Here is a 21747-nt window from a genome sequence, read left to right as displayed (position 1 = left end):
GCCCACCTCGGCGGCCGCCGCGCACGGCTCGGGCGCCGTGCCGCCGAGGTGGGCCGGGATCCACCAGGTGTCGTTCGCGTCCTTGGGGCGCACGGGATAAGCGCGCTGGGCCGCCTCCAGCAGGTCCTGCACCCGCGAGCGCACCCGGTCGGTGACGGTGTCCGCGTGCTCGGCCGGGTCGGCGGCCATCGGCTCGCCGACCCGTATCGTGATCGGCACGTGGTTGCGGCCCAGGTCGCGCTTGTGGCCCTTGGTCCACAGCCGCTGGGTGCCCCACAGCGCCATCGGCAGCAGCGGCACCCCGGCCTCCTGCGCGAGGCGGGCCGCGCCGGACTTGAAGTTCTTGAGCGTGAACGACTGGGAGATCGTCGCCTCCGGGAAGACGCCGATGATCTCGCCCGAGCGCAGCGCCGAGAGCGCGTGCTTGTAGGCGTCCATGCCGGCCGCGCGGTCCACGGGGATGTGCTTCATCGCGCGCATCAGCGGCCCTGACACCTTGTGCCGGAAGACGGACTCCTTCGCCATGAACCGCACCAGCCGCTTGGCGGGGCGGGCGGTCAGGCCGCAGAAGACGAAGTCGAGGTAGCCGATGTGGTTGCTCACCAGGACCGCCCCGCCCCGTGCCGGGACGTGCTCGGTTCCCTGGATGTCGAAGCGCAGGTCGAGCGCCTTGAACATGGTGCGGGCGACGCCGATCACCGGGGGGTAGACGAGCTCTGCCATCGGGGGAGGTTCCTTCCGGGCCTGGGGAGGGGACTCCCGGCTGAAGTGCTGCTTGTGCTGCTGTGTACTACTGAGTGCGCTGCGGGTCTGCCGCCGGTGTCCTGCCGAGGTGCCGGACGCCGGTGTACCGCCCAAGTTACGCGGCCGTAGGGTGTGGCTTCTGCCAGATCGTGCCCGAATGCCCGGCCCGGGGCCAGCGAGGACGGCCCGGCGGCCGGGAGATCCTCATCACGTAGGCCGGAAACCGCCGGTGGCGCGGCGGAATTTTCTGCGGCGCCCGGGGCGCTGCACCGGGGGACGACACAGGAGAAAGAGGGGCCGGGAGTGCTGCGCGAGGGCGACGACGGACTGCGGCTGGAGGCCGCCGACATCGGCGCGGAGCTGGGGGAGCGCGCGACGCTCGTGCAGTTCTCCAGTGCCTTCTGCCAGCCCTGCCGGGCGACCAGGCGCACGCTGGAGCAGGTCGCGGCCATGGTCGGCGGGGTCGCCCACGTCGAGGTCGACGCGGAGGCGCACCTCGCCCTCGTACGGGCCCTGGAGATCACCGCGACGCCCACCGTCCTCGTCCTCGACGCCGCCGGCCGTATCGTGCGCCGCGCGGCCGGGCAGCCCCGCAAGGCCGACGTCATCGCGGCGCTCGGTGCGGCGGTATGAGCCCTTGTGACCGTGATCCCTCTCCCATCTCCCGGGCCGCCCTTGACGCTCCGCACCGCGGATCGTCAGTGTGACGTGATGTGGCCAGGACCGTTTCTCCACGGACGTGCGCACGCCGGCCCGCTGCGGACGGCGAGCGCGTGCCGTCCGAGCGCGTGAGCACCGTGATGACCGTTCGGATCGGCACGACCCCCCAGGAGAAGGACAGTTCCATGACGGCCATCCCCGGGCTCGGCACCTCCCTCGCCGCCCCCGACCTGCTGCGCTCCGTCTTCCGCCGGCACGCGGCCGGCGTCGCCGTGATCACGGCGCAGGGCACGCGCCCGGTCGGCTTCACCGCCACCTCGCTGACGTCCGTCGCCGCGGAGCCCGCGCTGGTCTCCTTCGGCGCGGGCACCGGCTCCTCGAGCTGGCCCGTCCTCGCCGAGGCGGAACACGTCGGCGTGCACATACTCGGCGAGCACCAGCGGGAGCTGGCCGCGACCTTCGCGCGCAGCGGCGCCGACCGCTTCGCCGCGCCCACGAGCTGGCGCCCCGGACCGCAGGGCGTGCCGCTGCTGGACGGCGTTCTCGCCTGGCTGGTGTGCCGCGTGGTGGCCCGCGTGCCCGCCGGGGACCACCGGGTCGTGCTCGCCGAGGTCGTCGCGGGCGACTCTGCGGGCGCGGGCCGTCCGCTCGTCTACCACCAGGGACGCTTCAACGGTCTGCGGGACTGAGACGTCCCGCGTTTCCCGCGTTGGACAGATCACAGCCGACCGGCCTTGCGCCCGGGTGAACAGGTCGCTGTACTGACGAGTAACATTCCGTTCGAGGCGCGGCCCGCCACGGACGGAATCCGCCCCACAAGGCGCCTATGCTGCCTGCCAAGGCAGCTACGAAGAGACGATGCAGTAGGAGAGCCGGCGTGAGCTTGAGGATCGTTGTCACTGTGAAGTACGTGCCCGACGCCACCGGCGACCGGCACTTCGCCGAAGACCTGACCGTCGACCGCGACGACGTGGACGGCCTGCTCTCGGAGCTCGACGAGTACGCGGTCGAGCAGGCGCTGCAGATCAAGGAGGCGGCCGACGACGACGCGGAGATCACCGTCCTGACCGTCGGCCCCGAGGACGCCAAGGACGCGCTGCGCAAGGCGCTCTCCATGGGTGCGGACAAGGCCGTCCACGTCGAGGACGACGACCTCCACGGCACCGACGCCCTGGGCACCTCGCTGGTGCTGGCCAAGGCCCTGGAGCACGTCGGCTACGACCTGGTCGTCTCCGGCATGGCCTCCACCGACGGCGGCATGGGCGTCGTCCCGGCGATGCTCGCCGAGCGCCTGGGCGTCCCGCAGGTCACCCTGCTCTCCGAGGTCAAGGTCGAGGACGGCAAGGTCACCGGCCGCCGCGACGGCGACGCCGCCAGCGAGCAGCTGGAGGCCTCCCTCCCGGCCGTCGTCTCCGTGACCGACCAGTCCGGCGAGGCCCGCTACCCGTCCTTCAAGGGCATCATGGCGGCCAAGAAGAAGCCGGTCGAGTCCCTGGACCTCTCCGACCTCGGCCTGGAGGCCGAGGAGGTCGGTCTGGAGGGCGCCTGGACCAAGGTCGACGAGGCCACGGAGCGCCCGGCCCGCACGGCCGGCACCGTCGTCAAGGACGAGGGCGAGGGCGGCAAGCAGCTCGCCGAGTTCCTCGCGGGCCAGAAGTTCATCTGAGCTCTCTGATCCCGAACGAACCGTCACCCGCCCCACTTTTTCCGCAGGAGCAACGCCATGGCTGAAGTCCTCGTCTACGTCGACCACGTGGACGGCGCCGTCCGCAAGCCCACCCTCGAACTGCTCACCCTCGCCCGCCGCATCGGCGAGCCCGTCGCCGTGCACCTGGGCGCCGGTGCCGACGCCGCGGCCGCCGTGCTCGGCGAGTACGGCGCAGTGAAGGTCCTCGCGGCCGACGCGTCCGAGTTCGCCGACTACCTCGTCGCGCCGAAGGTCGACGCGCTGCAGGCCGCCTACGAGGCCGTCTCGCCGGCCGCCGTGCTGCTGCCGTCCTCCGCCGAGGGCAAGGAGATCGCGGCCCGCCTCGCGGTCCGCATCGGCTCCGGCATCATCACCGACGCCGTCGACCTGGAGGCCGGCGACGAGGGCCCGGTGGCCACGCAGTCCGTCTTCGCGGCCTCGTACTCCACCAAGTCCCGCGTCACCAAGGGCACCCCGGTCATCACCGTCAAGCCCAACTCCGCCGCTCCGGAGGCCGCCCAGGCCGCCGGCACGGTCGAGCAGCTCGCCGTCTCCTTCGGCGAGAAGTCCACCGGCACCAAGGTCGTCTCCCGCACCCCGCGCGAGTCGACCGGCCGCCCCGAGCTGACCGAGGCCGCGATCGTGGTCTCCGGCGGCCGCGGCGTCAACGGCGCCGAGAACTTCTCGATCATCGAGGCCCTGGCCGACTCGCTCGGCGCGGCCGTCGGCGCCTCCCGCGCCGCCGTGGACGCCGGCTGGTACCCGCACACCAACCAGGTCGGCCAGACCGGCAAGTCCGTCTCGCCGCAGCTGTACATCGCGGCGGGCATCTCCGGCGCCATCCAGCACCGCGCCGGCATGCAGACCTCGAAGACCATCGTGGCCGTCAACAAGGACGCCGAGGCCCCGATCTTCGACCTGGTCGACTACGGCGTGGTCGGCGACCTCTTCGAGGTCGTCCCGCAGCTGACCGACGAGGTCAAGACCCGCAAGGGCTGACCCCGCAGGCACCACCGTGCCGGGCCCCCGCACGCATCGCGTGCGGGGGCTCCGTCGTGTGCGGGCCGCTCTCCCGGCCGGCGCCGCGGGCCTGTTGACCCGCCGCCGGGCCGTCGATACCTTCGCCCGCACGGACGATCGGTTCCGTGGGGTGGGGGTGCCTTCCGGCGCAGGCCGGACAGGCTGCGCGGAGGGGTGTGCAATGGGACAGCACCGGACGGTCGCGACGACCTTCGCGAGCGCCGTGGGGGAGCGCATCGGCGCCTCCCTCGCGGGCGTCGACGCCGAGCTCGCGCGCCGCTACCCCGGCGACCCCGGCACCCGCCAGCCCGTCCACACCGTCTACGTCCCCGCCGACGTCTTCGCCGCCGACACCCTCCGCTTCTGGGGCGGCCGGGCGCTCGCCGCCCTCGACGAGCACGCGCCCGACGCGGCCTCCCTCGCCGCCGTCCTGGGCCTGCCCCAGGCCCTCGCGGGCCCCGTCCACGACCGCGTGCGCGCCAAGCTGCGCCGGGAGCCCGTGGAGGACCTCCGCATCGACTTCGAGGACGGCTACGGCCCGCGCCCCGACGACGAGGAGGACGCGGCGGCCGCCCGGGCGGCGCGGCTGGTGGCCGGGATGTACGAGGACGGCACCGCGGCGCCTTTCATGGGCATCCGCATGAAGTGCATGGAGGCCGCCGTCCGGGACCGCGGCATCCGCACCCTCGACATCTTCCTCACCGGCCTGATGGAGGCGGGCGGGCTGCCCGGAGGGCTGCTCCTGACCCTCCCCAAAGTCAGCTACGCCGAGCAGGTGGCCGCCATGGCCGAGCTCGCCGGGGAGTTCGAGAAGGCGCGCGGGCTCGAGCACGGCAGGATCCGCTTTGAGATACAGATAGAGACCACCCAGGCGATCCTGGGGGCCGACGGGCGCACCACCGTCGCCCGGATGATCGACGCGGCGGGCGGCCGCGCGACATCGCTGCACTACGGCACCTTCGACTACAGCGCCTCCTGCGGGGTCGGCGCCGCGCACCAGTCGCCCGACCATCCCGTGGCCGACCACGCAAAAGCCGTCATGCAGGTGGCCGCGGCGGGCACCGGCGTCCGCGTCTCCGACGGCTCGACCAACGTCCTGCCCGTGGGCCCCACCCCTCAGGTGCACGCCGCCTGGCGGCTCCACTACGGCCTGGTGCGCCGTTCGCTGACGCGCGCCTACTATCAGGGCTGGGACATGCACCCGGCCCATCTGCCCACCCGTTACGCCGCGGTGTACGCCTTCTACCGCGAGGGCCTGGAGAGCGCCGCCGCCCGCCTGGACGCCTACGTCAACCGCTGCGGCGGCGACGTCCTCGACGAGCCCGCCACGGCGCGGGCGCTCAGCGGCCATCTGCTGCGCGGCCTGGACTGCGGCGCCGTGGACGCGGCGGAGGTGACGGCCCTGACGGGCCTGGGCCGCGACGGCCTGGAGGAGCTCGCGGGGCGGGGCGGTCCGAACGTCCGCCCCGGTGGCTGAGGCTCCGTCAGCCCTCTGCGGGGGGCAGTTCGCCCGAGCCGCGGACGATCAGACGGGTCGGCAGCTCCACCCGCTGCGGCGGCTCCGCCACTCCGTCCAGCCTGCGGAAGAGCCGCTCGGCGGCGGTGCGGCCCAGCCGGGCGGCGTCCTGGGCGACGACGGTGACGCCGGGGGAGAGCAGGTCGGCCAGTTCGAGGTCGTCGAAGCCCACGAGGGCGACCGGGCGGGGCGACCGGGCCAGGACGCGCACGACCGTGGCCGTCACCCGGTTGTTGCCGGTGAAGAGCGCGGTCACCGGCTGGGGCCCGGAGAGCATCCGCTCCGCCTCGGCGCGCACGCGCTCGGGGGTCGTGGGCCCCAGGGACACCCAGGACTCGTCCACGGGCAGGCCGGCGGCGGCCATGGCGGCGCGGTAGCCGCGCAGCCGCTCGGTGGCGGTGTGGATGCGCGGGCGGTCACCGATGAAGCCGATGCGGCGGTGGCCGTGCGCGACGAGGTGGGCGACGCCCTCGCGGGCGCCGCCGAAGCTGTCGGAGAGCACGACGTCGGCCTCCGTCCGTCCGGCCGGCCGGTCGACGAAGACCGTGGCGATGCCCGCCGCGATCTCCGGTTCCAGGTAGCGGTGGTCGTCGCCGGCCGGGATGATGATCAGACCGTCGACCCGGCGGGCGCAGAAGGCCAGCGCGAGCTCCCGCTCGCGCTCCGGGTCCTCCGCGCTGGAGCCGTTGATGAGCAGGGCGCCGTGGGCGCGGGCGACCTCTTCCACGGCCCGGTTCAGGGGCGCGTAGAAGGGGTCGGCGAGGTCTTCGAGGACGAGCCCGATGGAGGCGGTGCGGCCCTTGCGCAGGATGCGGGCGCTGTCGTTGCGCCGGAAGCCCAGGGCCGTGATCGCGTCCTGCACGCGCCGCTCGGTGTCGGGAGTGACGCCCGGCTCCCCGTTCACCACCCGGGAGACGGTCTTCAGACCGACGCCGGCGCGGGCCGCCACGTCCTTCATCGTCGGGCGGGCGCCGTATCGGGAGGAGGGGCTGCGGGCGGGCTGGGCGCTGCTCGACACGGGTGCTCGTCCTTACAGGGGCCGGTGCGGGGTGACGTCGAGCATAGAGCCTAGACAACGTTGTCAGATCCGGAGAGACTGGCGTCCGCAGAGCCCGCACCCCTGCCCCACCAGGAGAGATCGTCCCCATGCGCACCGACTTCGCCGAGCTTGTCGCAGCCCTCGACATCGGCGGCACCAAGATCGCGGGTGCGCTGGTGGACGACCGCGGCCGGCTGCTGGCCCGCGCGCAGCGGCCGACCCCCGCGCGCGAGGACGGCGCCACCGTGATGGGCGCGGTGGCCGCGGTGCTGGAGGAACTCGGGCGCGCGGAGCAGTGGGGGCGCGTACGGGCCGTGGGCATCGGCAGTGCGGGGCCGGTGGACGCGTCCCGCGGGACCGTCAGCCCCGTCAACGTCCCCGGCTGGCGGGACTACCCCCTGGTCGCCGAGGTGGCGCGGCGGGCGGACGGCCTGCCGGTGGTGCTCGTCGGCGACGGCGTCGCGATGACCGCGGCCGAGCACTGGCAGGGCGCGGCCCGGGGGCGGGCGAACGCCCTGTGCATGGTGGTCTCCACCGGCGTCGGCGGCGGTCTGGTCCTGGGCGGGCGCCTGCACCCCGGCCCCACCGGGAACGCGGGCCACATCGGGCACATCAGCGTCGACCTCGACGGCGACCCCTGCCCCTGCGGCGCCCGCGGCTGCGTCGAACGCATCGCCAGCGGGCCCAACATCGCCCGCCGCGCGCTGGACGCCGGCTGGCTCCCGGGGCCGGACGGCGACCGGAGCGCGGCGGCCGTCGCCGCGGCGGCCCGGGCCGGGGACGCCGTCGCCCGCGCGTCCTTCGAACGGGCCGCCCGGGCGCTGGCCGCCGGCATCGCCGCGACCGCGACGCTGGTCGAGGTCGAAGTCGCCGTCATAGGCGGCGGCGTGGCGGGCGCGGGGGACGTCCTGTTCGCCCCGCTGCGCGCGCGCCTGCGCGACTACGCGACGCTGTCGTTCGCGGCGGGCATCGAGGTGCTGCCCGCCCAACTGGGCTCCGACGCGGGGCTGGTGGGGGCCGCGGCCGCGGCCGCGCAGCAACTGGGGCTGTGGACCGGGCGGGAGACCGGCCCGGCGTAGAACGCGCCGGACAGCGGCAGTAGACGCCGATGCCGTGATGGACGCAGCCGGAAGCCCCCGTGGGGGCCCGCCCCTTCCGGTGACCCAAGGACCCCCGGCACCGTGCCTTTCACGCGCGTTTCCGTGGCAAGGTGTTCCGGGCACTTCACAGGGGTCAACGGAGAAGGGGGAACCGTGATCGTCTGGCTGAACGGCGCGTTCAGTGCGGGGAAGACCAGTACGGCCAGGGAACTGACCGAGCTGATCCCGGACAGCACCCTCTACGACCCCGAGGTGATCGGCGGGGCGCTGAAGCACCTGCTGCCGCCCAAGAGACTGGGCGAGGTCGGCGACTACCAGGACCTGCCGGTCTGGCGGCGGCTGGTCGTCGACGCGGCGGCCGCCCTGCTCGCCGAGGTCGGCGGGGTGCTCGTCGTCCCCATGACCCTGCTGCGCCAGGAGTACCGGGACGAGATCTTCGGCGGGCTCGCCGCACGCCGCATACCCGTTCGGCACGTGCTGCTGGCTGTCGACGAAACGATCCTGCGCGCACGGATAGCAGGACGCGAGGAATTCGCGGACGACCCCGACCGCAGCGAGTCCGTCCGGCAGTGGGCGCTGGACCACATCGCCCCCTACCGCGAAGCGCTCCCCTGGCTCCGTACCGACGCCTACGCCGTCGAGACCGGCCACCTGACGCCGCGCGAGGCGGCCGAACGGGTCGCGGACGCCGTGCGCAGCGGCGCCGCGGGGGCGTGTGCCATCGTGCAGACCCCCGAGCCGACGGCCGAGACCCTCGCCGCCGGGGTGCTCCTCTTCGACGAGGAGGACCGCTTCCTGCTGGTCGACCCCACCTACAAGCCGGGCTGGGAGTTCCCCGGCGGCGTGGTCGAACCCGGCGAGGCGCCCGCCCGCGCCGGGATGCGCGAGGTGGCCGAGGAGATCGGCATCCAGCTCGCCGAGGTCCCCCGCCTGCTGGTCGTCGACTGGGAGCCGCCCAAGCCGCCCGGCTACGGCGGCCTGCGGTTCCTCTTCGACGGCGGGCGGCTGGCCGGGGCCGACGCCCGCCGGCTCCTGCTGCCCGGGGCCGAACTGCGCGGCTGGCGGTTCGTCACCGAGGGCGAGGCGGCCTCCCTGCTGCCGCCCGTGCGGCTGAGCAGGCTGCGCTGGGCACTGCGCGCCCGCGAGCAGGGACGCCCCCTCAACCTCGAAGCGGGGGTCCCCGTCGGGTGACCGTACGGGCTCCGGTGCGCGAGCCCCGGAGCCCGGATTCCGCCTCCCTGGGCTCTCCCGCGGGGTTCGCCTGCGTCGCGGCGGGAAGGAGCGCCCGTCGCAACGCAGGCGAACCACCGAGGGCAGGGCCCGGCGACCCGCCCGGACGGGCTAGCGCTTGCTGTCCGCGTAGTTGCCCAGGAACAGGGCCTCCGCCAGGGAGAGCCGCTCCAGCTCCTCCGGCGAGACGCTCTCGTTGACCGCGTGGATCTGCGCCTCGGGCTCGCTCAGCCCGATCAGCAGGATCTCCGCCTCCGGGTACAGCGCCGTGAGGGTGTTGCACAGCGGGATCGAGCCGCCCATGCCGGAGATCTGCATCTCCTGGCCCTCGTAGGCGACGCGCATGGCGTCGGCCATCGCCGCGTAGGCCGGGCTGCCGGTGTCCGCGCGGAACGCCTGCCCCTGGCCGATCTGCTCCACCGCGACGCGCGCGCCCCACGGGGCCGCCGCCTTCAGGTGCTCCTCCAGCAGCTTCGTCGCCGCGGCCGCGTCCGTGCCCGGCGGCACGCGCAGGCTGATCAGCGCCCGGGCGCCCGCGTGGACCGAGGGGGTCGCGCCGATGACGGGCGGGCAGTCGATGCCGAGGACGGTGACGGCCGGACGCGCCCACAGCCGGTCGGCGACGGTGCCCGAGCCGATCAGCCCCACGCCGTCGAGGACCTTGGCGTCCTTGCGGAAGTCCTCCTCCGGGTACTGCATGCCCTCCCAGCTCGCCGCCGCCTCGGCCTCCAGGCCGGTCACGGTCGTCGAGCCGTCCTCGGCGCGCAGCGAGTCCAGCACGCGGATCAGGGCCGCCAGGGCGTCGGGAGCGGCGCCGCCGAACTGGCCGGAGTGCAGGTTGCCCTCCAGGGTGTCCACCTTGACGCGCACGAGTGTCATGCCGCGCAGCGTCGCGGTGGCCGTGGGCAGGCCCACGCGGAAGTTGCCGGCGTCGCCGATGACGATGCTGTCGGCGGCCAGCAGCTCCGGGTGCGCCGTCGCGTAGCGCTCCAGACCGCCGGTGCCCTGCTCCTCCGAGCCCTCGACGATCATCTTCACGCTGACCGGGACGCCGCCGTTCTCCTTGAGCGCGCGCAGGGCGGTCAGGTGCAGGATCACCCCGCCCTTGCAGTCGGCCGCGCCGCGCCCGTACCAGCGCCCGTCGCGTTCGGTCAGCTCGAAGGGGGGAGAGAGCCAGGCGGCCTCGTCCAGCGGCGGCTGCACGTCGTAGTGCGCGTAGAGCAGCACGGTGGGGGCGCCCGCCGGGCCGGGCAGGAAGCCGTAGACGGACTGGGTGCCGTCGGGGGTGTCGAGCAGGGCGACGTCCTCGAAGCCCTCGGCGCGCAGGGCGTCGGCCACCCAGCCCGCCGCCGCCTCGCACTCGCTCTTGGGGAACTGCGCCTCGTCCGCCACCGACCGGAACGCCACCAGCTCGGCCAGTTCGGTCCTGGCACGGGACTGCAGCGAGGCAACGGTCGCCGCCAGGGCGGCCGGAGCCGGCCGGTGCTGGTGGTTCGGGGACGCTTCCATGGAACGCTCCTTGTGGACGCGGCGTTGTATCCGTACGTATGGGCGATTGTGCCGTTCGATCCTCCCACGCCCGCCGCCCGGTGCGCCCACGGCCTTCCCGTGGCGGCACCGCGAGGGGCTGGCCGTAGGATGCGGGCGGTAGCCGTAGCCGGTGATCGAGCGGGAGTAGAAGCACAGGTGAGCAGCGACAACGCAGCCGAGGGCACGGAGCGGGACGCGGGCGGGGAGCGGGAGCCGGTGTGGGACGTCGTGGTGGTGGGCGCCGGGCCCGCCGGGGCCTCCGCCGCCCACGCCGCCGCCTCCGCGGGCCGCCGGGTCCTGCTCCTGGAGAAGGCCGAGCTGCCGCGCTACAAGACGTGCGGCGGCGGCATCATCGGCCCCTCGCGGGACGCCCTGCCGCCCGGCTTCGAACTTCCCCTGCGCGACCGCGTCCACGCCGTCACCTTCTCCCTCAACGGGAAGCTGACGCGCACGCGCCGCTCCAAGCGGACGCTCTTCGGCCTCATCAACCGGCCCGAGTTCGACGCCGCCCTGGTCGAGGCCGCCAAGGACGCCGGCGCGGAGGTGCGCACGGGCGTGACCGTCTCGCGCGTCGAGCAGCACGGCCCGGCGGTGCCCGACCGGCGCACCGTCGCCGTGGTCCTCGCGAGCGGCGAGACCGTCCTCGCCCGCGCGGTCGTCGGGGCCGACGGGAGCGCCGGGCGCATAGGAGCGCACGTGGGAGTGAAGCTCGCCCAGGTCGACCTCGGCCTGGAGGCCGAGATCCCCGTGCCCCCGACGGTCGCGGAGGACTGGGCCGGGCGCGTGCTCCTCGACTGGGGCCCGATCCCCGGCAGTTACGGCTGGGTCTTCCCCAAGGGCGACACCCTCACCGTCGGTGTGATCGCGGCCCGCGGCGACGGCTCCGCCACCAAGCGGTACCTGGAGGACTTCATCGCCCGCCTCGGCCTCGCGGGCTTCGAGCCGAGCATCTCCTCCGGTCACCTCACCCGCTGCCGCTCGGACGACTCCCCGCTCTCGCGCGGCCGCGTCATCGTCTGCGGCGACGCCGCGGGCCTGCTGGAGCCGTGGACGCGCGAGGGCATCTCCTTCGCCCTGCGCTCGGGCCGGCTCGCGGGGGAGTGGGCGGTCCGCATCGGCGAGGCGCAGGACGCGGTCGACGCCCGGCGCCAGGCCCTCAACTACGCCTTCGCCATCAAGGCCGGGCTGGGCGTGGAGATGGGAGTGGGCCGCCGCATGCTCGCCTTCTTCGAGCGCCGCCCCGGCCTGATGCACGCCGCGATCACCGGCTTCCGCCCGGCGTGGCACGCCTTCACCAGGATCACCCGCGGCCAGACCACGCTCGCGGAGATCGTCCGCACGCACCCGGTGGCCCGCCGCGAGCGGTGCCCGGGCGCAACCCGCACCCGCCACGGCGAGCTGCCGGCGGCGCCGGGCCGGTCCGAGGGGTTTGTCCGGCACTGCCGGACTTCGCCGCCGCGGGTTGATCGCCGTTGCGGCGGGAGGGCGTGTGGCCTCGGCGCCGTGCGGCGTTCGCCGCGGACCGGCCGGAGGGCCGGGGGTGCGCGGGCGGTTTCCGGCGTGATCGCCATCCGCCGCGGTGGCGATCATCCCCCGGGCGACTGCCCGGCGGCGCCGGACCGGCCCGATGGGTTCGTAGGGCACCGCCGGACTCTGCCGCCGCGGGTTGATCGTCGTTGCGGCGGAGGGTGGCGCGTTGCCCCCAGTGCCGTGCGGCGTTTGCCGCGGAGCGTGGTGCGACAGGAGTTCTACTCCCGCCGGAGTAGACGCGCCCACCGCGTCCGGCCGACGCGGCGGGCGGCGGCCCCGGCTAGCTTTGCCCGTATGGGCAGCGAGAGACGGGCGCCGTGGGCGCGGGAGCGCGGCGCCGAGCCGTGGTGGGAGCGGTGGCTCGCTCGCCCGGCGGGCCGTCTGCCCTGGGCCTCCACCCTCGCCGTCGCCGGGCTCCAGCAGGTCGGCAGCCACTACGCCGCGCTCAACCAGCCCGACCGGGCCCCGCTCGACTCCTTCGCCCGGGTGCTGCTCGCGGCCGGCCCGGCCTTCCTGCTCCTGCGCCACCGCCACCCCTCCCTCGCCGTCTTCGGTACCTGCTTCGTCACCGCGCTCTACCTCGGCGGCGGCTACCCCTACGGCCCGGTGTTCGCCTCCGTCGCCGTCAGCTGCTTCACGGCGGTCGTCGCGGGGCGCCGCCGCGCCGTCTGGTGCGCCGTCGGCCTGCTGTGGGCCGGGCACCTCCTCATCGCCCACCTGCTCTACCCGTGGCTGCCGCCCGGCGGTGACGGGCCGGCCTCCTGGGGCGCGGAGTGGGCGCCCGCGGCGTGGGCCGTCGCCCTCGTCAGCGCGGCCGAGTTCGTGCGCGTACGGCGCGAGCAGTGGGCGCACGCCCGGGCCGAGCGCGCCGCGCAGGAGCGCCGCCGCGCCGACGAGGAGCGGCTGCGCATCGCGCGCGAGCTGCACGACGTCCTCGCGCACAGCATCTCCGTCATCAACGTCCAGGCCGGGGTGGGTCTCGCCCTCATCGACAGCCACCCGGAGCAGGCCAGGGCCGCGCTCACCACGATCAAGGCAGCCAGCAAGGAGGCGCTCGGCGAGGTCCGCCAGGTGCTCGACACCCTGCGCACTCCCGGCGACGCCCCCCGCTCCCCGGCCCCCGGGCTCGACCGGCTGCAGGAGCTGACCCGGCAGGCCGCCGCGGCCGGACTCCACGTGCAGGTCACGGCCGAGGGTCCGCGGACGGCCCTGCCGCCGGGAGCCGATCTCGCGGCCTTCCGCATCGTCCAGGAAGCCCTCACCAACATCGTCCGGCACTCCGGCTCCCGCACGGCCGAGGTCCGGCTGCGCTACGGGCCCGACGCCCTCGAAGTGACCGTCGACGACGAGGGACCCGCCCTCGCGGGCACGGACACGGACACGGGCACGAGTACGAGGACGAGCACGAGCACGAGGACGGGCAGGGGTACGGTCACGGGCGGCGGGAACGGCCTGGTCGGCATGCGCGAGCGGGCCGCGGCCCTGGGCGGCACCGCGGAGGCGGGCCCCCGCCCGGAGGGTGGATTCCGCGTACGGGCCCGGCTGCCCTTCACCTCTTCGCGCAAGGAGACGTCGTGACCGAGATCCGCGTGCTGCTCGCGGACGACCAACTGCTCGTCCGCGCGGGCTTTCGCGCACTGCTGGACGCCCAGCCCGACATCGCCGTCGTCGGCGAGGCCGCCGACGGCGAGCAGGCCCTCGCCCTCGTGCGCGACCTGCGCCCGGACATCGTCCTCATGGACATCCGGATGCCGGTCCTCGACGGCCTCGTCGCGACCCGGCGGATCACCGCGGACCCGGCCCTGGCCGACGTGAAGGTCATCATGCTCACCACCTTCGAACTGGACGAGTACGTCTTCGAAGCCATCCGGTCCGGCGCCTCGGGCTTCCTGGTCAAGGACACCGAGCCGGAGGAACTGCTGCGTGCGGTACGGGCCGTGGTGCACGGCGACGCCCTGCTCTCGCCGGGCGTGACCCGGCGCCTGATCGCCGAATTCGCGGCGCGGTCCAAGGAGCCCGCCGAGGCGCCGGGCCTCGCGGAGCTCACGGACCGCGAACGCGAGGTGATGACGCTGGTCGGCATCGGCCTGTCCAACGAGGAGATCGCGCGCAGGCTCGTCGTCAGCCCTCTGACCGCCAAGACCCACGTCAGCCGCGCCATGGTCAAGCTGGGCGCCCGCGACCGGGCCCAGCTCGTCGTCCTCGCCTACGAGAGCGGGCTCGTCCGGCCCGGCTGGCTGGGCTGAAACAGCGGCCCCGTCAGAACAGGGCCTGCGGACCGGCGGTCCCGGACGGCGGCCGCACCCGCACCTCCGCCGTGGTCGCCGCCCCGGGGGCGGCTGCGGTGAGCGCCCACCCGGCCAGCTGCCGTCCGTCCACCAGCAGTTGCCTGCCGTCGGCCGCGTCCAGATACAGGTCGGGCCCCGCCACCGCGGCGACGCCGCCCGATATCGTGCGCCCGGGCGCGAGCACGACCGTTCCGCAGTCCGGCCGCAGCCGGCCGAGGTGGAAGGCCGCGTCGTGGTGCACCGGGGCGAAGGGCAGCACGGTCAGCGATTCCGGCAGCGTGCCCAGCCCGCACGCCTGCGCGTGCAGGGCGGCCAGCTCGGCCGTCCGCAGCTCCTGGGCGGGCGCCGGGCAGCGGGCGGCCCGCTTGGCGGCGTAGGGGATGCGGTCGGGAACGGACAGCGCCGCGCCGAGCACCGCCTCGGCGCGCCGGGCGGCCATCAGCGGCCCGCGCCCCAGCAGCGCGTAGGACAGCGCGCCCTGTTCGAGCAGGCGCACTCCCTCGCGCTCGGCCGCGGTGATGCCGACCTTGACCGCTCCGGGCACCGACCACGCCAGGTACACGTCGTACGGGCGGGGGTCGTCCAGAGCGGTGTCGGCCGCCACCGAGTGCGAACGGTCCAGCCGCGCGCACTCCGCGCACTGCGCCGAGACCGCGCCCGCCGTCACCTCCGCGCCCGTCGGGCAGGGCGTGCGCCGGCCGGCCCTGCGGACGCCGACGCACCGCCGTGCGGCACCGGTGGTGAAGGCGATCGGACGCCCCGCGGGCAGCGGAGTGCTGCGCTCGCCGTGCAGGGAGTGCAGCCAGGCCAGCGACGGCCCGGCCGCCTCCCAGCGCACCCCGCCGCACCGCCATTCCCCCTGCTCGGTGCTCATGGCCCACCCCTTTCGTCCATGCCCTTCGGATTGTGTCAGCCCCCACTGACAACGCGTCGCCCACCGGCGGGCGGACCGCCTGGGGGAGCCACGCCGCAACAGCGAGCCCGGCCGTATCGGCGAACCCCGGCCGTACCGGCGAACCCCGGTCGTGTCAGTGGGCCCCGGCCACCGTGCGGCGGGTCGCGTAAGCGATCACTGCGGCGACGGCTGCGAGGACCGCGACGGTGGTGAGCGCCGTGGGCAGGGACGACCCGTCGGCGACGAGGCCGATGACCGGCGGCCCGAGCAGCATGCCGCCGTAGCCGAAGGTGGAGGCCGCGGCCACGCCGGACGGGCCGCCCAGCTCCCCGGCCCGTCCGACCGCGACGGGGAAGATGTTGGCCAGCCCCAGGCCCGTGACCGCGAACCCGGCGAGGGCGGCCCAGACCGAGGGAGCCAGCGACCCGAGCAGCATGCCGGCGGCGGCCGCGGCCCCGCCCGCGACGAGCGTCGTGGTCTGGCCGAGGCGTTCGAGCAGCACGGTGCCGCTCAGCCGGCCCAGGGTCATGGCGAGCGCGAAGGCGGAGTAGCCGGCGGCCGCGACGCCCGCGCGGGCCCCGAGGTCCTGCTGCAGGTGCAGCGCTCCCCAGTCCGCGAGCGCCCCCTCGCCGTAGGCCGTGCACAGGGCGATCACGCCGAAGAGGGCGACCGTCCGCCGTCCTCGTCCGCCGGAGGTGCCGTCCGGCGCCGAAGCGGGCCGGGCGCGTTCGGTCCGGGGCGCCGGGTGCGCGAGGAGCATGCGTCCGGCGACCGCGGTGACGGCCAGCCCGATCAGGGTCAGGAGCAGCAGGTGGCGGGTGGGGGAGAGCTGCCCGGCGACGAGGCCGCCCAGCCCTGCGCCCAGCATCCCGCCGAGGCTGAACGCGGCGTGGAAGGTCGGCATCACGGGCCTGCGGAGCGCGGCGACGAGATCGACGGCGGCGCTGTTCATGGCGACGTTGATGCCGCCGTAGGCGGCACCGAAGACGAGCAGGACCAGACCGAGGGCGAGCGCCGAGTGCGTCAGGGGCGGCAGGGCGATCCCCGCGGACATCAGCACGGCGGCGGCGACGGTGACCGGGTGGCTCCCGAAGCGGCGGCACATGCGTCCGGTCAGCACCATGGTGGCCACCGCGCCCGCCGACACGCCGAGGAGCGCGAGGCCGAGGGCGCCCGCGGACGCCCCGGTCTGCTCCTTGATCGCGGGGATGCGGACCACCCAGCCGGCGAAGAGGAAGCCGTCGAGGGCGAAGAAGAGGGTGATGGCGATGCGGAGGCGGCGGAGGGCGGGCGCGGCCGGAGCCGGCCGCTGTTCGCCCCGAAGGGCCGTCCGTATTTTGTTTAGCGTCGGCACAAAGTCAGAATAGGGGGGTGACCCAGACTCGGACAACACGTTTGGAGCGGGGCCGCGGCGCCCTCGGCCCGGCCTTGGAGCTCGTACACACCGGCCGCGCCCCCACGCGCGCGGTGCTCACCGCCGAACTCGGGGTGACGCGTGCGACCGCCGGTGCCGTCGCCGCCGAGCTGGAGGCCCTCGGACTGATCACCGTCGACGCCCGGCCCGCGGCGGCGGCCGGATCCCAGGGCCGCCCCTCGCACCGGCTGTCCGTCGCGCCCGGCGGGCCGGTGGTGCTCGCCGCACAGATCCACGCCGACGGCTTCCGCGCCGCCCTCGTCGGCCTCGGTGGCCGGATGGTCGCCACCGCGCCGGGCTGCATGACCGTCCCCGCCGACCCGTCGCACATCATCGACGCCGTGGTCGAGGCCGGCGCCGGCCTGCTGCGCGAGACCGGCCGCCGCTGCCTGGGCGCGGGCCTCGCCGTCCCCTCGGCCGTCGCCGAGCCGGAAGGCACCGCCCTCAACCCGCTCCACCTTTCCTGGCCGGCCGGCGCCCCGGTCCGCGAGCTGTTCACCGACGCCCTGGCCAAGGCGGGGATCCCCGGCCCGGGCGGCGCCACCGCCACCGGCTCCACCGGCAACGACGTCAACCTCGCCGCGCTCGCCGAACACCGGCACGGCGCCGGCTGCGGCTCCCGGCACCTGCTGTGCGTTGCCACGGGCCACCGCGGCGTCGGCGGGGCGCTCGTCCTCGACGGCCGCCTGCACAGCGGCAGTTCGGGCCTCGCCCTGGAGGTCGGCCATCTCACCGTCAACCCCGCGGGCCTGCCCTGCCACTGCGGCAGCCGCGGCTGCCTGGACGTCGAGACGGACCCGCTCGCCTTCCTCACCGCGGCCGGCCGCACCCCCGGCCCCGAGGTCTCCCTCCTGCAGCAGGCCCGCGACCTGCTCCGCACGGAGTACGACGACCCGTCCGTGCGCACCGCCGCCGAGCTGATCGTCGACCGTCTCGGCCTCGGCCTCGCGGGCCTCGTCAACATCCTCAACCCCGACCGCATCATCCTCGGCGGACTCCACCGCGCCCTGCTGGACGCCGATCCCGAGCGGCTGCGCGCCGTCGTCGCCGACCGCAGCCTGTGGGGCCGCAGCGGCAGCGTGCCGATCCTGCCCTGCACCCTCGACTACAACAGCCTCATCGGCGCGGCCGAAGCCGCCTGGCAGCCCGTCCTCGACGACCCGCTGGCGGCCCTCGGCTGACGGCTGCTGCGGGCGGCCACGCGTGCGCGCGCGTGGCCGCCCGCAGCAAGCGGGGCCACGTCCGACGCCCCGGAGTACGCGCACCACCCCTGCGTACTCCCCGCGCGGCAGCCGTACGGCAGCCGCCCGTACGACGACCCGGGGGCCCCGCGACGGCGAGGCTCGGTGGTGAGCGGCGAACCCGTCGCCGGCATCCGCCACCACCGAGGAGCCACCTCTCATGAACACCCTCGCCCACGCCCTGGCCGACGGCGGCCCGGGCCCTTGGATCCTCTTCTTCCCCCTCGTCTGGGCCGCCGTGGTCATCGGCGTCGTCACCGTCCTGCGCCGCACCGTGTGGCGTGGCGGACGCGCTCCCTGGCACCAGCGCCCGGCACGCTCCGAGCACTCGCCGCTGACCGTCCTCGGCCGCCGCTTCGCCGCCGGGGAGATCGACGAGGACGAGTACTGGCGGCGCGTGTCCGTCCTCGAGGAGCACTTCGGCACGCCCGGCAAGCGCGGTGCGGCATGAGCACCCCGCACCGCACGCCCGCCGTACGGGCCCCCGCCGCGCGCGTGGTCGACGCCGTCAAGGTCTATGGCGGCACCACGCGCGGCGCCCCCACCGCCGTCACCGCCCTCGACGGAGTGAGCGTCGAATTCCCCGCCGGCCGCTTCACCGCCGTCATGGGCCCCTCCGGCTCCGGGAAATCGACCCTCATGCACTGTGCCGCGGGGCTCGACACCCTCACCTCCGGCTCGGCGTACATCGGTGACACCGAGCTGAGCGGGCTGGACGACCGTCGTCTGACGCTGCTGCGCCGCGAGCGGATCGGCTTCGTCTTCCAGGCCTTCAACCTCGTGCCGACCCTCACCGTCGCCGAGAACATCGCGCTGCCGCGCGACCTCGCGGGCAGGCGCGGCGACCGCGGCGACGACGAGTGGACCGACGCCCTCATCGACGTCGTCGGCCTCCGCGACCGGCTGCACCACCGGCCCGGCGAACTCTCCGGAGGCCAGCAGCAGCGCGTCGCCGTCGCCCGCGCCCTCGCAGGCCGCCCCGACGTCGTTTTCGCCGACGAGCCGACCGGCAACCTCGACTCCCGCTCCGGCGAGGAGGTGCTGAACCTGCTCGGCCGCGCCGTGCGCACCATGGGCCGTACGGTCGTCATGGTCACCCACGACCCGGCCGCCGCCGCGCACGCCGACGACGTCGTCTTCCTCGCCGACGGGCGCCTCGTAGGCCACTTGAGCGACCCCACGGCGGACAGCGTCCTCGACCGGCTCAAGAGCCTCGACCGGCGGGGAGCCCCCGGCCGCGCGGAGGTGCCGTCATGAGCACCGGCACCGCACCGGCGCGCCTGAAGGGCCTCGCCGCCGCCCTGCGCCTCGGCGCCGCCTCCCTGCGCACGCACAAGAGGCGCTTCGCGGGTACGTTCTTCGCGGCCCTGCTCGGCGTGGGCTTCCTCAGCGGAACCCTCGTCATGGGCGACACCCTGCGCGGCTCCTTCACGACCCTCTTCGCCGACGCGGCGGCCGGCACGGACGCCGTGGTGCGCAGCGCCGACGTCATCACCACGCCCGACGCCGGCCAGGGCACCCGCCGCACCGTGCCCGCCGGCCTCGCGTCGTCCCTGGCGAAGGTCCCCGGCGTCGCCGCCGCCGTGCCCGAGATCCAGGGCGCCGGGCAGCTCGTCGGACGCGACGGCGAGCCCGTGGGCGGACAGGGCCCGCCCACCCTGGCGGGCAACTGGATCGACGACCCGCAGCTCAACCCCTACCGGCTCGCCGCCGGACGCGCCCCCGCCGCCCCGGGGGAGGCGGTCGTCAACCGCGGCGCCGCCGAGGAGGGGGGCCTGCGGATCGGCGACCGCACCGTCCTGCGCACCCCCGACCCGCTGACGGTCACGGTCGTGGGCATCGCGACGGCGGGCGGCGAGGACGGCCTCGGACGGACCACGTACACCGGCCTGACCCGGGCCGACGCGGAGAGGTACCTGACCCCGCAGCCGGGCCGGGCCACCGCGGTCCGCGTCCGCGCGGCCGCGGGCGTCGACGGGCATCAGCTCGTCGAGCGTCTGAAGCCCGTCCTCCCCGCGGGAGTCGAGGCCGTCACCGGACAGGAGTGGGCCGACGAGAGCAGGGACACCATCTCCGGAGGCTTCCTGTCGCTGTTCACGACCCTGCTCCTGGTGTTCGCCGGAATCGCCCTGCTGGTGGCCACCTTCAGCATCCACAACACCTTCGCCGTCGTCGTCGCCCAGCGCACCCGCGACAACGCGCTCCTGCGGGCGATCGGCGCCTCGCGCGGGCAGCTCCTGGCCGCCACCCTGGCCGAGGCCGCCGCCGTGGGAGCCGCCGCCTCGGCGGCCGGGCTCGTGGGCGGCATCGGCATCGCCGCCGGGCTCCAGGCGCTCTTCCCCGCCGTCGGGTTCCCCTTCCCGCAGGGCAGCCTGGTGATCGACGGGCTCTCCCTGCTGTTGCCGCCCGCCGTCGGCCTGCTGGTCTGCCTCGGCTCGGCACTGCTGCCCGCCGTACGGGCCGGGCGGACGGCACCCCTGGCCGCACTCCGCGAGGCGGCCGTCGACGACTCCGCGGCCTCCCGCGCCCGCGCCCTCGCAGGCACGGGCCTGCTCCTCGCCGGAGTCGCCCTGACCGCGGCCGGCGCCGCGGGAACACCCTCCGTCCTGGTCACCGGGGCCGGTGCCCTGCTGGTCCTCGCGGCGTTCGTGGCCCTCGGGCCCGTCGTCTCGTCCTTCGCGGTCCGCGCACTGGGCGGTCCGCTCGTCCGGCTGCGCGGACTCACCGGCTCGCTCGCGCGCCGCAACGCCCTGCGCAGCCCCCGGCGCACCGCGGCCACGGCCATGGCCCTCGTGCTCGGCGTCGCCGTCGTCACGCTCTTCACCGTCTTCACCGCCTCGTTGAAGGCGACGACGGACCGGGCGACCGGCCGCGCCTTCGCCGGGGACGTCGCCGTCAGCGCCCCGGCGCTGGGTGCGGGCGGCAGCGGGCTCAGCCCGCTGCTCGCACCCGCCCTCGCCCGCCTGCCCGAGGTGAGCACCGCACTGGGCCTGGGCAAGGGCGTCGCCGTCGTGGACGGCGGCGGCCGGCAGGTCACGGTCGCCGACCCCCCCGCCCTCACCGCCGTGTTCGACCTCGGGGCGGTCGACGGAGCGCCGGGTGCCCTCGGCACCGACGGCCTCGCGGTCTCGCGGGACGAGGCGGACAAGCGCGGCTGGACGGTGGGCAGCACCACCGAAGTCGCCTTCGTGGACGGACACAAGCAGCGCTTCACCGTCCGGGCCGTCTACGGAGAGCGGAGCCTGGTGGGCGACTACGTCCTCTCCCGCGAGGCGTGGAGCCCGCACCGGGGCCGGGACGCCGACCGGGTCGTCGCCGTCGCGTTCAACAAGGGCGTCTCCACCGCTGCCGGCAAGGCCGCCGTGGAGAAGGCGTCCGCCGCGTACGGCAGTCCGGAGGTCCAGACCCGCGCGGAGTACGCGGCCTCCTCGGCGAAGACGGTCGACACGATGCTCACTCTCGTCTACGCCCTGCTGGCCCTGGCGGTGGTCATCGCCCTGCTCGGCATCGCCAACACCCTGACCCTCGCGGTCCGCGAACGCACCCGCGAGCTGGGCCTGCTGCGGGCGGTGGGGCAGACCCGCGGGCAACTGCGCGCGATGGTCCGCTGGGAGTCGGTGCTGGTCGCCGCGTTCGGCACGGCCGGCGGTCTGGTGCTCGGCGGCTTCCTCGGATGGGCCCTCGTGCGGGCCACGGGGACCGCGGCCTTCTCGGTGCCGGTGCCGCGTCTGGCGGTGGTCGCCCTGGCGGGGTCGGCCGCCGGCGCGCTGGCGGGGCTGCGGCCCGCCCGGCGGGCGGCGCGCCTGGACGTGCTGCGCGCCGTCGCGGCGGAGTGAGCGCCGCGCACCCGTCC

At 75.2% G+C, this 21747-nt stretch carries 18 protein-coding genes and 1 pseudogene; 14 read left to right on the top strand and 5 right to left on the bottom strand.

Going from position 1 to position 21747, the window contains the following annotated elements; genetic code table 11:
* Positions 1-723: lysophospholipid acyltransferase family protein (locus ACSNOG_RS10870; RefSeq protein WP_436752373.1), on the bottom strand; the 723-nt coding region annotated here is incomplete at its 3' end.
* Between the two features lie 327 nt (positions 724-1050).
* On the opposite strand from ACSNOG_RS10870, the gene ACSNOG_RS10865 reads away from it, so the two are divergent.
* From ACSNOG_RS10865 to ACSNOG_RS10845, 5 genes are all read left to right on the top strand, one after another.
* The gene (locus ACSNOG_RS10865; protein WP_436752377.1) at positions 1051-1377 is read left to right on the top strand and encodes a TlpA family protein disulfide reductase; all 327 of its coding nucleotides are present in this window, start codon (positions 1051-1053) and stop codon (positions 1375-1377) included.
* 212 nt (positions 1378-1589) lie between these two features.
* Positions 1590-2093 (top strand): flavin reductase family protein, encoded by a 504-nt coding sequence (locus tag ACSNOG_RS10860; RefSeq protein ID WP_436752372.1) that lies wholly within the window; start codon positions 1590-1592, stop codon positions 2091-2093.
* Positions 2094-2281: 188 nt separating this feature from the next.
* A complete protein-coding gene (locus ACSNOG_RS10855) occupies positions 2282-3070 on the top strand; it encodes an electron transfer flavoprotein subunit beta/FixA family protein (RefSeq protein ID WP_058042856.1) in 789 nt (262 codons plus the stop codon).
* A gap of 57 nt (positions 3071-3127) precedes the next feature.
* A complete protein-coding gene (locus tag ACSNOG_RS10850) occupies positions 3128-4090 on the top strand; it encodes an electron transfer flavoprotein subunit alpha/FixB family protein (protein WP_436752371.1) in 963 nt (320 codons plus the stop codon).
* Between the two features lie 202 nt (positions 4091-4292).
* Positions 4293-5588, top strand: a complete 1296-nt coding sequence (locus tag ACSNOG_RS10845; protein WP_436752370.1) for a DUF6986 family protein — start codon at positions 4293-4295, stop codon at positions 5586-5588.
* A gap of 7 nt (positions 5589-5595) precedes the next feature.
* Here the strand turns inward: ACSNOG_RS10845 and ACSNOG_RS10840 are convergent, their stop codons facing one another.
* On the bottom strand, positions 5596-6585 hold the full coding sequence (locus ACSNOG_RS10840; protein ID WP_436752376.1) for a LacI family DNA-binding transcriptional regulator: 990 nt from the start codon (positions 6583-6585) through the stop codon (positions 5596-5598).
* Positions 6586-6773: 188 nt separating this feature from the next.
* Between ACSNOG_RS10840 and ACSNOG_RS10835 the strand changes: the two genes are divergently transcribed.
* Together ACSNOG_RS10835 and ACSNOG_RS10830 are read left to right on the top strand one after the other, a co-directional pair.
* Complete coding sequence (locus tag ACSNOG_RS10835; RefSeq protein ID WP_436752369.1) at positions 6774-7745, top strand: ROK family protein; 972 nt, start codon at positions 6774-6776, stop codon at positions 7743-7745.
* A 174-nt stretch (positions 7746-7919) separates the two neighbouring features.
* On the top strand, positions 7920-8957 hold the full coding sequence (locus tag ACSNOG_RS10830; RefSeq protein WP_436752368.1) for an NUDIX domain-containing protein: 1038 nt from the start codon (positions 7920-7922) through the stop codon (positions 8955-8957).
* 150 nt (positions 8958-9107) lie between these two features.
* Here the strand turns inward: ACSNOG_RS10830 and ACSNOG_RS10825 are convergent, their stop codons facing one another.
* Complete coding sequence (locus ACSNOG_RS10825; protein ID WP_436752367.1) at positions 9108-10505, bottom strand: dipeptidase; 1398 nt, start codon at positions 10503-10505, stop codon at positions 9108-9110.
* A gap of 177 nt (positions 10506-10682) precedes the next feature.
* On the opposite strand from ACSNOG_RS10825, the pseudogene ACSNOG_RS10820 reads away from it, so the two are divergent.
* From ACSNOG_RS10820 to ACSNOG_RS10810, 3 genes and pseudogenes are all read left to right on the top strand, one after another.
* Positions 10683-11885: pseudogene (locus ACSNOG_RS10820) on the top strand (geranylgeranyl reductase family protein); the annotation flags it as partial.
* Positions 11886-12350: 465 nt separating this feature from the next.
* Entirely contained in the window at positions 12351-13634 is a 1284-nt protein-coding gene (locus ACSNOG_RS10815; RefSeq protein WP_436752375.1) for a sensor histidine kinase, read from the top strand.
* Between the two features lie 5 nt (positions 13635-13639).
* Positions 13640-14302, top strand: coding sequence for a response regulator (locus ACSNOG_RS10810; RefSeq protein ID WP_436752374.1), 663 nt, complete (start codon positions 13640-13642; stop codon positions 14300-14302).
* Between the two features lie 13 nt (positions 14303-14315).
* Here the strand turns inward: ACSNOG_RS10810 and ACSNOG_RS10805 are convergent, their stop codons facing one another.
* On the bottom strand, positions 14316-15218 hold the full coding sequence (locus ACSNOG_RS10805) for a DUF2797 domain-containing protein (RefSeq protein ID WP_436752366.1): 903 nt from the start codon (positions 15216-15218) through the stop codon (positions 14316-14318).
* 154 nt (positions 15219-15372) lie between these two features.
* On the bottom strand, positions 15373-16593 hold the full coding sequence (locus tag ACSNOG_RS10800; protein WP_436752365.1) for an MFS transporter: 1221 nt from the start codon (positions 16591-16593) through the stop codon (positions 15373-15375).
* 17 nt (positions 16594-16610) lie between these two features.
* Between ACSNOG_RS10800 and ACSNOG_RS10795 the strand changes: the two genes are divergently transcribed.
* The 4 genes from ACSNOG_RS10795 (at position 16611) to ACSNOG_RS10780 (ending at position 21730) form a co-directional block, all read left to right on the top strand.
* A complete protein-coding gene (locus ACSNOG_RS10795) occupies positions 16611-17834 on the top strand; it encodes an ROK family protein (protein WP_436752364.1) in 1224 nt (407 codons plus the stop codon).
* A 220-nt stretch (positions 17835-18054) separates the two neighbouring features.
* Complete coding sequence (locus ACSNOG_RS10790) at positions 18055-18345, top strand: SHOCT domain-containing protein (RefSeq protein ID WP_436752363.1); 291 nt, start codon at positions 18055-18057, stop codon at positions 18343-18345.
* Positions 18342-19151, top strand: a complete 810-nt coding sequence (locus ACSNOG_RS10785; protein ID WP_436752362.1) for an ABC transporter ATP-binding protein — start codon at positions 18342-18344, stop codon at positions 19149-19151. Before ACSNOG_RS10790 ends, ACSNOG_RS10785 begins: the two co-directional genes overlap by 4 nt.
* A complete protein-coding gene (locus ACSNOG_RS10780) occupies positions 19148-21730 on the top strand; it encodes an FtsX-like permease family protein (protein WP_436752361.1) in 2583 nt (860 codons plus the stop codon). The genes ACSNOG_RS10785 and ACSNOG_RS10780 overlap by 4 nt, the downstream gene beginning before the upstream one ends.
* Positions 21731-21747 lie beyond the last annotated feature (17 nt).

This window comes from Streptomyces sp. URMC 124 (genome assembly GCF_051386455.1).
Lineage (GTDB): Bacteria > Actinomycetota > Actinomycetes > Streptomycetales > Streptomycetaceae > Streptomyces.
The sequence above is the reverse complement of the archived record's forward strand: the minus strand, read 5'-3'. Positions and strand labels throughout refer to the sequence as shown.